This is a genomic window from Rhizobium sp. BK098 (assembly GCF_014193155.1).
In the GTDB taxonomy this organism is placed as follows: Bacteria; Pseudomonadota; Alphaproteobacteria; order Rhizobiales; family Rhizobiaceae; genus Rhizobium.
Window position 1 is genome coordinate 589,197 of record NZ_JACHYY010000001.1, and the last position, 12,480, is coordinate 601,676.

The window sequence follows — 12,480 nt, forward strand, 5'->3', positions numbered from 1 at the left end:
GTTCACGCGAGATATTGAGAGATTGTTGCGGAAATTGCTTCTATCCCAAAGATATAAGGGCCTCATAGATTTCTCTTCACGATATTGCCGCAATGCTTCATATCTGCTGCGGCCATCGAACCGGAGAGCGATGATTCCATGATGAAGAGAATTGCCATTCTTGCCCTAGCGGCAGCCTTTTTGAACGCATGCACGACCACCGACCCCTATACGGGTGAGCAGAAAGTTTCCAATACGGCAGGCGGTGCAGCGATCGGTGCCGGTGTCGGCGCTGTCGCAGGCCTTCTGATCGGCCATTCGCCGGCCTCGCGCCGCAATGCCGCGTTGATCGGCGCAGGCGTCGGTGCGCTTGCAGGTGCGGGCATCGGCAACTACATGGACCAACAGGAATCCGAACTGCGTGCGCAGCTGCAGGGCACCGGCGTCTCCGTTACGCGCGTCGGCGACCGCATCATCCTCAACATGCCGTCGGCAATCACCTTCGACATCGACCAGGATGCGATCAAGCCGGAATTCTTCCCGACGCTGAATTCTGTCGCGATCGTTTTACGCAAGTTCAACCGCACGCTGATCGACGTCAACGGCCATACGGATTCGACTGGCAGCCTGCAGCATAACCAGGATCTGTCCGAGCGCCGCGCCGGATCGGTTGCGTCCTACCTCGGCAGCCAGGGTATCGACCAGCGCCGCATGTCGGCCATCGGCTTCGGTCCATCGCAGCCGGTCGCAACGAATGCAACCGAGGCTGGCCGCGCCCAGAACCGCCGCGTCGAGATCCAGATCGCACCGATCACGCAGAACGGCTAAGCCTTTTCAACAGATGCGGCCGGGTCTCATGATCCGGCCGTTTTCTTTGCGCGTCGGATCACGCGTGCATGCTGGCGCCCTTGGTGATCTTGTCGACGATTTTCTTGTCGGCGCGCAAGGCGATGCCGACGACCTTGGCGTCCTCCGGTGCGAATTCGGAAAAGACAGCGCGGTTGGCCGCATCATGGCCAGTTGAAAACATTTCCTCGATGAAGATGGAAGACGTGACGCCACGCTCCAGCGAGCGGCGGTGGATGGCGGTAATGCTCTCCTTGTCGGCCGAGAGCACGATGATGGGCTGGATCGACAAAGCGTTGTAGACGTTGCCGGTGCGATCGCGATAGGCTTCGCCGATGATATCTGGATGCTGTCCGGCTATGCCTGTCGACAGGAAGGCCGTTACATTCAGTTTTTGCCAGGATTGAAGGTCGCTTCGCAGAACGATCGCGATTTTGGTATCGAACATCGATGGTCACTTTCATGCAGTCTGGAAATGGGACATTGCGCGAGGATGTAACCGGACAGATCTTCGAGGGTCTTGAACGTTTGTGCGTGACGCCGGAGAGCAATCGCATCCTGTCCGCGCCTGCCTATCCGGGCATCGAACGCATCCAGGCGCAGTTTCGCGGCGATGCCTTCGAACTGCACCGGCACGATACCTATGCGCTTGGCGTCACCATCCGCGGCGTGCAGACATTCCGCTATCGCGGCGAACAGCGCTATAGCCTGCCGGGACGGGTGATCATTCTTCATCCGGACGAACTGCATGACGGCGGGGCCGCGACCGATGACGGCCTCGTGTACCGGATGCTGTATCTGGAGCCATCGGTACTGTTTCAATGCCTTGAGGCGGCGCGTGTCGGCCTGCCTTTCGTCGATGACCCCGTGGTGGAAGACAATCGTCTCGCCGGCTTGTTGCTGGCGGCGCTTGGCGAGCTCGATCGCGAGCTGGATGAACTCTTCGTTGACGATTTCGTCTCGCGGCTCACCGACGGACTTGTCCAGCACGCCCGTTTGCCGCAACGGCCTTTGGGTAGCATTGCCTGGGGGCAGGTGAAGACTGCGCGCGACTATCTCGAGGCGCATGTCACGCGGGGTGTGCGCTCGCAGGAGCTTGAGCGCATCACCGGTCTCGATCGCTTTGCGCTTGCGCGGCATTTCCGTGCCGCCTTTGCAACAAGCCCGCATCGGTTCCTGCTGATGCGGCGGCTGCAGCAGGCAAAGGCGATGATCGGCGCGGGAGAGCCGATCGCGGAGGTGGCCGCGGCAACCGGCTTTGCCGATCAGAGCCATCTGACCCGACATTTCAAGAAGGCGTTCGGCATTGCTCCAGGTGCCTGGAACACCATGGTTCAAAGAACCGCTTAGCCGAGCTTGCCGACCTTCAATGCAGGCCGAGGAACTGCTTGAGTTCAGGCGTTTGCGGGTTTGCAAAGACTTCGCCCGGCGGTCCGATTTCGTGCACGCGCCCCTGGTGCATGAAGACCACGCGCGAGCAGACGTCCCGGGCGAATTTCATCTCATGCGTCACCATCAGCAGCGTCATGCCTTCGCCGGCCAGTTCGCGCACGACGGCAAGAACTTCCGCCACCAACTCCGGGTCCAGCGCGGAGGTGATTTCATCGCAGAGAAGCGCGATCGGCTGCATGGCGAGTGCTCTTGCAATGGCGACGCGCTGCTGCTGGCCGCCGGAGAGTTCGTCCGGATAGGCGTCGAACTTGTGCCCGAGGCCGACGCGGTCGAGCATGCGCCGCGCCATCGCCTCGGCTTCGGCTTTGGTGGTCTTCTTAACCACCATCTGCGAGAGCATGACGTTGCGTCCCGCGCTCAGATGCGGAAAGAGATTGAACTGCTGAAAGATCATGCCGACCTTCAGCCGGAGCGCTTTCAGATGCAGGTCGTCAGGCAAAAGCTGTGCACCGGCCACGGAAATCGAGCCGTCATTGATCGTCTCCAGCCCGTTGATGCAGCGCAGCAGTGTCGATTTTCCGGAGCCGCTCTTGCCAATGATAGCGATGACCTCGCCCGGCTCGACATCGAGGTTGATGCCCTTCAGGACTTCATTGGTGCCGAAGCTCTTGCGGACTTCAGTGATTTCGATGAGCGACATTGAGCTTCCTCTCCAGGATCTGGCTGCTCTTCGACAGCGGCCAGCACAAGGCGAAATAGATAAGCGCGACAAAGCCGTAGACGGTGAATGGCTGGAAGGTCGCGTTGGTGATGACGGTGCCGGCCTTCGATAGCTCTACGAAGCCGATAATGGAGGTCAGGGCCGTGCCCTTGACGACCTGGACGGAGAAGCCGACGGTCGGCGGCACGGCGATGCGCAGCGCCTGCGGCAGGATGACGTAGCGCATCTGCTGCAGATAACCCATGCCGAGACTTGCCGATGCTTCCCATTGGCCTTTGGCTACAGCCTCGACGCAGCCGCGCCAGATTTCCGTCAAAAAGGCAGCCGACCAGAGGGTGAGCGCGACGCCGGCAGCGAGCCAGGCCGGCACGTCGATGCCGAAAAGCCCGAGACCGAAGAAGGCCAGAAAGAGCTGCATCAGCAGCGGCGTGCCCTGGAACAGCTCGACGAAATATCTGACCGCGACGCGGCCGACCTTTGCCTTGCCGATGCGAAGGAACAGCAGGATTGCGCCAACGATGGCACCGCCGGCGAAAGAGACGAGCGACAGCAATATCGTCCAGCGCGCGGCTAGAAGCAGGCCGCGCAGAATATCCCATGTGGTGAATTGGATCATTGGCGGACCCTGCGTGGAAAGATCAGCTTGCCCACTCCCGCAAGTGCCTGCCGAAGCAGAACCGCCAGCGCGAGGTATATCGCCGTGGATACGAAATAGGCCTCGAATGCGCGGAACGAGCGCGATTGGATGAAGTTGGCGGCGAAGGTCAGGTCCTCGGCGGCGATCTGCGAGACGACGGAGGAGCCGAGCATGACGATGACGACTTGCGATGACAATGCCGGCCAGATGCGCTGCAGGGACGGAACGAGGACGACATGCCGGAAGGTCTCGAACTGGGTCATGGCAAGGCTGGCGCCGGCTTCGAACTGGCCGCGTGGCGTTGCCTGTATGCCGGCGCGGATGATCTCGCAGCTATAGGCTCCGAGATTGATGATCATGGCGAGATTGGCGGCGGTCATCTCGTTCATCTGAACGCCGATGCCGGGCAGGCCAAAGAAAATGAAGAAGAGCTGGATCAGAAATGGCGTGTTGCGGATGAGCTCGACATAGGCAGCCACGAAGGGTTTGAGCCAGCTCGGGCCAAGTGCGCGAGCCCAGGCGCAGGCAATTCCTAGGATAATGCCCAGCACAGCGCCGATAAGGGTCAGCTCCACCGTGACAAGAACACCCTTGATCAGCGTGGGATAATATTCGGCAAGCCAGCCGAAATCGAAGTGATAGCGCATGGGAGAAAGCCTCGCTGAGACCGATCACGCCGCCGAATGACGGCGCGATCGGTCCTGCGTTGATCAGAAGCCGGCCGGCAGGTCGGCGCCCAGCCACTTCTGCGACATCTTGTTCAGTGTCCCGTCCGCCTTGGCGGCGGCAATGATGTCATTGACCTTCTTCTGCAATGCCTGCTCGCTCTTGTTCAGGCCGATGAAGCAGGGGGAGTTGGTGATGAGAAATTTCATCTCGGGCTTCTTCGGCGGATTTCTGGCAAGAATGGCCGCCGCGACGACATTGCCGGTTGCAACCAGCTGAACCTGTCCGGACAGGAAGGCGGAGATGGTGCCGTTATTGTCCTCGTAGCGCTTGATCGTCGCATCTTGCGGCGCGACCTTGGTCAGCGCGAGATCCTCGATCGCGCCGCGGGTGACGCCGATCGTCTTGCCGGAAAGGTCTTCCGGCTTCGCGGCCGCGACATCGCCGGGACCGAAGACGCCGTTGAAGAAGGGCGCGTAGGCGTCGGAGAAATCGATGACCTTTTCGCGATCCGGATTCTTGCCGAGGCTTGAGATTACCAGATCGACCTTATTCGTCTGCAGATAGGGAATGCGGTTGGCGCTGGTAACCGGAACGAGCTCAGTTTTCACGCCGAGTTTTTCGCCGATCAGATTGGCCATGTCGATGTCATAGCCCATGGGTGCCATGTCCGTGCCGACACTGCCGAAGGGCGGAAAGTCCTGCGGAACGGCGACGCGCAGCGTGCCGCGCGAGGTTATGTCGCTCAGAGCATCCGCCCGAGCTGCGCCAGGGGCGGAAATTGACCCCATCGCCAGCATCGCGATACCGAGTGCCATGAGCATTTGTCTGCGCTTCATCGAATGTCCTTCCAATCGTGGCTGTATGAAAGCTGAAAGGCGAAAGGCAAGACATATGCCAGTCGACGGAAAACTGCCTCGCGGTGTCATGGTATGGATGAAAGTGAATGTTCGGTGATCGTTGAGGTGATGGATTGATTAAAATATAGGCAAAATTCTGCTGCGATGCTTTTTCCCGCCGACCGATCGTCGCACCTTTGATCAATCGCACAAAACTTGAACTTATGCGCGATAGCGGCTCACTTTCATCACTGGACAGCCCCGCCCCAAATGCCCCATAGAACCGAGAGGGGTTAACGCCCTGGACGACCGCGATGGGAGATTCGGACTATGGTTTTGGCTGATGCAAAGGCGGGAACGCGCAACGAGGCCGGCATATCCGCCGTTCTCGGCATTCTGAAGCAGGCCTTCGGTGAACGTTTGCAGACCGGCGAAAGTTTTCGTGCCCAGCACGCCCACACCACCACTTATATCCCATCGCAGCTGCCGGACGGCGTGGTCTTTGCTGAAACGAGCGAGGACGTGCGGGCTGTCGTGAAGGCGTGTGCCGAACACAAGGTCCCAGTTATTCCTTTTGGCACTGGCTCTTCGCTGGAGGGACAGGTGAATGCGCCGCAGGGCGGCATTTCCATCGATTTCAGCCGTATGAACCGCATTCTCGAAATCAATGCCGAGGATCTGGATTGCACGGTCGAGCCCGGCGTCACCCGCGAGCAGCTTAATACCTACCTGCGCGATACCGGCCTGTTCTTCCCGATCGATCCGGGCGCTAACGCTTCGATCGGCGGCATGGCATCGACGCGCGCATCGGGTACCAACGCTGTGCGCTATGGCACGATGAAGGACAATGTGCTGTCCGTGACCGTGGTGACTGCCAATGGCGAGGAAATCCGCACCGCCCGCCGCGCCAAGAAATCATCCGCCGGTTACGATCTGACACGGCTCTTTGTCGGAGCGGAAGGCACGCTCGGCGTACTGACGTCGATCACCCTGCGCCTGCAGGGCATTCCGCAGAAGATCGCCGGCGGGGCCTGCGCTTTTCCGGACATCAAGGCGGCTTGCGATGCCGTCATCATGACCATCCAGATGGGCGTTCCCGTCGCGCGCATCGAGCTGCTCGATGCCATGCAGATGCGGGCCTGCAACCGCTATTCCGGCCTGACCTATGACGAGAAGCCGACGCTTTTCCTTGAATTCCACGGCACTGACGAGACGGTAGCGCTGCAGTCGGAGCAATTTGCCGAGATCGCGGCGGAATGCGGGGGCGGCGAATTCCTTTGGACAAGCAATGCCGAAGAGCGCAACAAGCTTTGGAAAGCCCGCCACGACGCCTATTGGGCCTGCCGCGCGCTGGCGCCGGAGTTGGCTGCGCTATCGACAGATGTCTGCGTGCCGATCTCACGCCTTGCCGAATGCGTAGCGGAAACCCAGGCCGATATCGAGGCGCATGGCCTGCTGGCGCCGATCGTCGGCCATGCCGGCGACGGTAATTTCCATGTGCTCGTCCTGTTTGACGACAAGACCTCTGAAGGGATCGCTGTCGTCGAGGAATTCGTCGCTCGCCTTAACGCGCGTGCGCTCGCCATGGACGGCACATGCACCGGCGAGCACGGCATAGGGCAGGGGAAGATGGCATTTCTGGAGCAGGAGCTCGGCGATGCCGTCGATCTGATGCGTCAAATCAAGGAGTCGCTTGATCCGGATGCCATTTTCAATCCAGGGAAGATATTCCGCAGGCACTGAAAGATGGAATATTTTCATGATCTTGGCTTGCTACAAGCGCGAATGACGCTAGGCTGCATCCGCACTTTTCCGGTTTTTGCCATAAAAAGCCACCGACACGCGCTAGAGGAGGCATACCTCTTAAAAAGAGCTGCTGTGATAGGCGGAGATCGGGTAGAACCGTACATAGACTAAATTATGCCGTGTATGCGCTCTGACAAGCGACGCCTGCATACGTTGGGAATGAAGATTGGAGACGACACGCGTTGTTAGGTAGGGTCCTGGTTTTTCTGGGTGGATTGCTTGTGGTGGTGCTGTTCCTGGCGCTGCTCGCCCCGCTCTTCATAGACTGGACCGATTTTCGCAAGAACTTCGAGGATCAGGCAAGCCGCATCATCGGCAAGAAGGTGACTGTTCATGGCACCGTGGATGCCCGTCTTCTGCCGTTCCCGTCGGTGACGCTGCATGACGTCCGCGTCGGCCAGGAGGCTGATGGAACGCCGCTCGTACAGGTGGCCGAATTCTCCATGGATGCGGAACTTGCGCCTTTCCTTTCCGGCGAAGCACTGATCTTCGATATGCGGGTGTCCAAGCCCAAGGTGCGGCTGCGGCTGCTGAAGGACGGCACGCTCGACTGGATGCGCGGTAGCCAGCCGGAAATTCCCGCAAAGTCCGTCGTGCTCGAAAGCGTTCACGTAGAAGACGGCGATATTCTCTTCATTGACGAGCAAACGGGCAGGACCCGCCACGTCACGGGCCTGAATGCCCAGATGTCGGCGCGGTCGCTTGCCGGCCCTTGGCGTATCGAGGGCGATGCGGCCCTCGACAACGAGCATGGCAATTTCACGGTTTCCAGCAGCCAGCCTGACGACAACGGCGTCCTGCGCGTCCGCACCCGGCTGATGCCGGACCGCCATCCGCTTAATGTCGATCTCGATGGCGAGCTTAAACTCGTCGACAGCAAGCCCGATTACATGGGCTCCTTCACGGCCGGGGTCAGCGACAAGCAGACGCGCGATTCTGCCGATCAGAAGGCGCAGCCCCGCATCAAGGGCCGTTTCGAGTTGACGAATGACCGTATTCGCGTTCCGGAATATCGCCTTGAAGTCGGCGCCGATGACGATCCTTATGTCGTCACAGGCGAGGCGACGCTGGATACAGGTTCCAAGCCGGAATTCCTGCTGACGGCCGATGGACAGCAGATCGACGTCAACCGTCTCGGCAACAACAAGGGCACCAACGGCAAGACCAATCGCAACCCGGCAATCTCGGCACGTCAACGCCTCAACAATCTGATTGCGATTGCGGCTGAAATTCCGGTGCCACAGGTTCCCGGCAAGGCGACCTTCCGGCTGCCGGCGATCGTGGCGGGCGACACGACCATACGCGACGTGCAGCTCGATCTCGAACCGGCGGGAACGGGATGGAGGATCGATCATGCGATCGGCACGATGCCCGGCCGCACGCAGGTCGAAGCGCGCGGTAATCTCATGCTGCGGGACGAGCCCAACTTCATCGGTAATCTGGTCGTTGCGTCCAACCAGCCGTCGGGATTGGCCTCGTGGCTTGTGGGGGCCGTCGATCCGGCGATACGCCAGCTGCGTCAGGCCGGCTTCTCCGCCGATGTCAGCCTGAAGCATGACGAGCAGCGCTTCGAAAATCTGGAGATCGCAATCGGTTCGGCCACGCTGAAAGGCCGGATCGATCGCCAGAGCGGGACGGACAAGACGCCGCCAAAGCTTGCGGTCGATCTCACCGGCGATGCTCTCGACCTCGATGCGCTGAGGGCGCTGACCGGGCTCTTTACAGGCCAGGATACCGAGGAATCTCTCTTCGACCATCGGATCACGGCGCATCTGCAGGCCGGAAAATTCATGGCCTTCGGTGTGCCGGCCGATAATCTCGATACGTCCTTCTCCGTTGCCGATGGCGCTCTGACGATCGACAAGCTTTCGGTGCACAATGTCGCCGGCGCCGAAATCACCGCAACGGGCCGCGCCGACGGCACGCCATCCGACTACAAGGGATCGGGCGAGATCACCTTCAAGGCCGCCGATCCCGCGCCGTTTTTCGAAATGTTGCGCCAGCATTTACCGCACCATCCCGTCATGGACCGTTTGGTGCGCAATGCGGCCTGGTATGGAAACACGGCTCTTCGCGGGGCGGTGACGCTTGGCGGCGATCAGGACAACGCGCTGACGGTGACGCTTGCCGGTGTTTCCAACGGCAGCCGCGTCAATTTCGATTATCGCATGTCCGATCTTTCGGCGTTCAAGGGCAAGGGCACCACGACGCTCGAGGGAACGCTGGAAAATTCGGTGACGTCGATCCTGTTCGGCCAGGCGGGTCTCGATCCGTTGCCTGTTGAAGCCGATGCCAATGGTCGTCTGACGCTGAAAGTATCGGCAAGTGGCACCGATCCGGCGGATGCCGCGCTCACTTTTGCGACCGACAAGACATCGTTTACCGCAAACGGCAAGGTGGATGTCCGTCCAGCTACCTTCCTCAACGGCAACATAGCGCTATCGTTCGAAAGCGCTGACATCGATCCTTATTTCGTGATGAACGGCATCGGTATTCCGCAGATGGGCGCCGGTTTGCCGGTGAAGTTCCAGGCTAATGCCGCGCTGAGCCCGGACAAGATCGTATTTTCGGATATGAAAGGGCTGTTCGCCGACAACAACATGTCCGGCACGCTGACCGTCGATCGGAAGGCGCCGAATCTAAAGGCCTCGGGTGAATTGTCGCTCGACAAGATGGATCTCGACTGGCTGGCGGAAGCCATCTACGGGCCGATGAGCGATCCGAAAACAGGCGCGCTCAACAAGGATAAGCTCGGCCTTCCAGCCTTCAGCGGCATGGACATCGGCGTCAAACTCTCCGCAAAGCAGGTATGGCCTGGTCTGTTCGGTCCCATTTCGAATTTCACCGCCAATGCAGCTTACAGGGGCGAGGAGTTGCGGCTGAATGATCTGACGGGTGGCTGGAATGGCGGTACGCTGACCGGGAGCGCGATGTTCGCCAATTCGGATGGCACCGGCCTGCTGCAGACGAAGCTCAGCCTCGCCAATGGCGATCTTGCGGCTGTTGCCTGGCAGCGCGATGGAGCGCCGCTTGCGACCGGCCGCTTCGGCCTTGCGATGAATGCCGAAGCGAGCGGCAAGAGCATTGCCGACCTTGCCGCGAATGCAAGCGGTTCGGGTGAAATGAAGCTCGGCGAGACGCATGTGCGTGGCCTCAATCTCTCCGTCATGCCGCCGCTCCTCTCGGCGACGGATCAGATTCAGGGCGATATCACTGCCGCCAAGGTGCTGCCGATCGTGCAGACGCTGCTGAACAATGGCGAGGCTGTTCTCCCGGCGACCAGCATCCCTTTCAACATTTCCGCCGGTGTGGTGCGAGCGACCAATATTGTCGCCAGCAACGACCTGGCAAAGCTTTCGGGCAACGCCGAAATCAGCCTGCCGGATGAGCGCATGCGCGGCTCACTCGGTATCGCCTTCAAGGCCGGTGCCGAAGCGCAGAGCGGGGCGGAACCGGCCCTACGCCTCGATTTCGCAGGACCGCTCTCCGCACCTGGCCGAACGATGGATATCACGGACGTCACCAGCTTCCTGTCGGTCCGGGCATTCGAGCGCGAGCGCCGTCGGGTGGAGCGCTTGCAGGCCAATGTGCTTGAAAAGCAGCGGCTGCGGCGTGAGGTGGCGCTGTACAAGTATGTTGCGGGCGTGCGCGAGGCTCAGCGCCAGCGCGATGCCGCCATCTCGCAGCAGCGCCGCGCAGAAGAGGAACGGTTACGCAATCTGGCTCAGCAGGCGGCCGCTCAGAAGCAGGCGGAGGAAGAGGCGCGCGCCAAGCAGGCAGCGGAGGAGGCGGCCAAGGCCAAGGCGGCGGCCGACGCGCGAGCCAAGGCCGAAACTCAGCATCCGACGGCACCTTTGAATTTCAATGAACTGCCGGGAGTTGCCCAGTAAACCGGAAGGTTGTGGATTGATCCACATCTGGTAGGTAAAGCGCGCTCACGACATCGTCTTGAGCTCTCTGCAAGTATTCAGTTGCGATCCTTCAGCCATTTAAGGACATAGAGGCGGAGCGCAGAGGAGAGATTGCTGCCGGCTTCGCGGCCGTCGTCGATCTCTGAGATCAGCGCTGCGAGCGACGTGCCGCGCGCATTGGCAATCGCCTTCAGTTCTGTCCAGAAGGCATCCTCAAGGGAAAAGCTCGTGCGATGGCCATGCAGCGTCGCGGAATGTTTACGGATCATCGGCGGATCGATCAAAAATCGGAAATGGCGGGATATTTCTGAAAGTGATTCAAAATGCGGAAGTAAGCAACTGATTTCTGAAGTTTTTTGTCTCAGGACCTAAATTAGTCTTCGGTCTTCTTGGTTTCGATTCGGCCGGCCTCGTGCGCCTTTGCGGCCTTTTCGTTAAGCGTTGTCGTCAGCTTCTTCTCAGCCTTGGTCCTTCCGAAGGCGATGCGGTTCTGCTCAGCCTGCGTTTCCTTATCCGAGCGGGCCTGCTTCTTGCGAAACTGACGCAGATTGACGATTTCGGCGCTCATTAATCTCTTCCGTTACCGGCATGAAAAAGGGAAGCGGATGCTTCCCCTGCAATGGCTACTGCTTCTTGCGGAATGCGTCGAGAGAGACAACCGATCCCGGTTTCTTTTCCTCACCTTCCTTGGCTGCAGCCGCAGGCGCTTCCTCGCCTTCGACCGGCACCGGATAGGCCGTGATTTCGCCGGAGGAGGTCTCTTCCTCTTCGTCGGCCAGCGGCACGTCGAATTCCAGCTCGAAATTGACGGAGGGGTCGTAGAAGCCGCGGATTGCGTTGAAGGGGACGACCAGCTTTTCCGGAACGTCGGAGAAGGAGAGGCCGATCTCGAATTGGCTTTCCGTGATCTTCAGATCCCAGAACTGGTGCTGGATGACGATGGTCATCTGTTCGGGATATTTCGCCTTCAGGTGCTGTGAAATGCGCACGCCCGGGGCGCCGGTCAGAAAGGTGATGAAGAAATGGTGGTCACCGGGCAGGCGGCCTGTAGCGCCGACCTCGGTCAGCACCTTGCGGATTACTCCCCGCAGGGCGTCCTGTGCCAAAATGTCGTAGCGGATATGATCCTGCCCCATGCTTTCCTGTCTTTCGTTGGCCATGCTTTTTATAGGCTTATGCCACGCTGAGCGCCGCCGGAAAAGCCCTATGCGCGAGTCACCGCGTGACGATCCATAATATAGCACTGGAGAAGAAGGTGAAGGCTTCTGTTGCCAGGTGCCTTCGAACCCCGCCTAAGAGTGCGACCCCTTAGGACTTTATTTGAAGTGTCACACCGCGATTAAGCAGCGAGACGAGCTTCCGCATAGTTGTCGTTTGCAACTACAATTTTAGCCCGATAACGGCGGTACAATGCCGAGCGAAAAGTCGATCTTTACACCCTTGTCGATCCTGTTTCGCCCCCATCAAAAGCCGGTCTGTCGCAAGTTCTGCCGGCCGGTTTTTGGTGGAGGCGCCGGGTACCGCCCCCGGGTCCAATAGGTTTATTACACCGCTCATTTATCGCCATAGCCGGCCCGAAGACCGGCAACGGTGATATAGTGTTTTCCGCAGGCGAAGGGAAGGGCAATTGTCACAAATGCTTCGCTGAAACATCGGTTTGTCCGCAAGGCCACGAGGTTTGCC

12 protein-coding genes and 1 other RNA gene are annotated in these 12,480 nt (G+C 59.6%); 4 read left to right on the plus strand and 9 right to left on the minus strand.

What is annotated here, in order from left to right; all coding sequences use genetic code 11:
• Positions 1–138: 138 nt before the first annotated feature.
• Positions 139–807: an OmpA family protein gene (locus tag FHT73_RS02855; protein ID WP_112411710.1), complete on the plus strand. Its 669-nt coding sequence runs from the start codon at positions 139–141 to the stop codon at positions 805–807.
• 58 nt (positions 808–865) lie between these two features.
• Here the strand turns inward: FHT73_RS02855 and FHT73_RS02860 are convergent, their stop codons facing one another.
• The gene (locus FHT73_RS02860; RefSeq protein ID WP_112334527.1) at positions 866–1,273 is read right to left on the minus strand and encodes a DUF2000 family protein; all 408 of its coding nucleotides are present in this window, start codon (positions 1,271–1,273) and stop codon (positions 866–868) included.
• Between the two features lie 35 nt (positions 1,274–1,308).
• On the opposite strand from FHT73_RS02860, the gene FHT73_RS02865 reads away from it, so the two are divergent.
• Positions 1,309–2,175 (plus strand): AraC family transcriptional regulator, encoded by an 867-nt coding sequence (locus FHT73_RS02865; protein WP_112605301.1) that lies wholly within the window; start codon positions 1,309–1,311, stop codon positions 2,173–2,175.
• Positions 2,176–2,191: 16 nt separating this feature from the next.
• Here FHT73_RS02865 and FHT73_RS02870 read toward each other — a convergent pair whose 3' ends face one another.
• The 4 genes from FHT73_RS02870 to FHT73_RS02885 all read right to left on the minus strand — a co-directional run bounded on the left by FHT73_RS02870 (position 2,192) and on the right by FHT73_RS02885 (position 5,065).
• On the minus strand, positions 2,192–2,917 hold the full coding sequence (locus FHT73_RS02870; RefSeq protein ID WP_112605304.1) for an amino acid ABC transporter ATP-binding protein: 726 nt from the start codon (positions 2,915–2,917) through the stop codon (positions 2,192–2,194).
• On the minus strand, positions 2,895–3,554 hold the full coding sequence (locus FHT73_RS02875) for an amino acid ABC transporter permease (RefSeq protein ID WP_112605307.1): 660 nt from the start codon (positions 3,552–3,554) through the stop codon (positions 2,895–2,897). The genes FHT73_RS02870 and FHT73_RS02875 overlap by 23 nt, the downstream gene beginning before the upstream one ends.
• Entirely contained in the window at positions 3,551–4,222 is a 672-nt protein-coding gene (locus FHT73_RS02880) for an amino acid ABC transporter permease (protein WP_183709703.1), read from the minus strand. The genes FHT73_RS02875 and FHT73_RS02880 overlap by 4 nt, the downstream gene beginning before the upstream one ends.
• A gap of 63 nt (positions 4,223–4,285) precedes the next feature.
• The gene (locus tag FHT73_RS02885) at positions 4,286–5,065 is read right to left on the minus strand and encodes a transporter substrate-binding domain-containing protein (RefSeq protein WP_183710145.1); all 780 of its coding nucleotides are present in this window, start codon (positions 5,063–5,065) and stop codon (positions 4,286–4,288) included.
• Positions 5,066–5,410: 345 nt separating this feature from the next.
• Between FHT73_RS02885 and FHT73_RS02890 the strand changes: the two genes are divergently transcribed.
• Together FHT73_RS02890 and FHT73_RS02895 are read left to right on the plus strand one after the other, a co-directional pair.
• A complete protein-coding gene (locus FHT73_RS02890) occupies positions 5,411–6,823 on the plus strand; it encodes an FAD-linked oxidase C-terminal domain-containing protein (RefSeq protein WP_183709705.1) in 1,413 nt (470 codons plus the stop codon).
• Between the two features lie 245 nt (positions 6,824–7,068).
• Positions 7,069–10,776, plus strand: a complete 3,708-nt coding sequence (locus FHT73_RS02895; protein WP_183709707.1) for an AsmA family protein — start codon at positions 7,069–7,071, stop codon at positions 10,774–10,776.
• A gap of 77 nt (positions 10,777–10,853) precedes the next feature.
• On the opposite strand, the gene FHT73_RS02900 is transcribed toward FHT73_RS02895, so the two are convergent.
• The 4 genes from FHT73_RS02900 to ssrA all read right to left on the minus strand — a co-directional run bounded on the left by FHT73_RS02900 (position 10,854) and on the right by ssrA (position 12,422).
• The gene (locus FHT73_RS02900; protein ID WP_041677915.1) at positions 10,854–11,066 is read right to left on the minus strand and encodes a ribbon-helix-helix domain-containing protein; all 213 of its coding nucleotides are present in this window, start codon (positions 11,064–11,066) and stop codon (positions 10,854–10,856) included.
• A gap of 104 nt (positions 11,067–11,170) precedes the next feature.
• The gene (locus tag FHT73_RS02905) at positions 11,171–11,365 is read right to left on the minus strand and encodes a DUF4169 family protein (RefSeq protein WP_015340298.1); all 195 of its coding nucleotides are present in this window, start codon (positions 11,363–11,365) and stop codon (positions 11,171–11,173) included.
• A gap of 55 nt (positions 11,366–11,420) precedes the next feature.
• Positions 11,421–11,933, minus strand: a complete 513-nt coding sequence (locus FHT73_RS02910) for an SspB family protein (RefSeq protein WP_041677914.1) — start codon at positions 11,931–11,933, stop codon at positions 11,421–11,423.
• Between the two features lie 118 nt (positions 11,934–12,051).
• Positions 12,052–12,422: a transfer-messenger RNA gene (gene ssrA / locus FHT73_RS02915) on the minus strand.
• Positions 12,423–12,480: the final 58 nt, after the last annotated feature.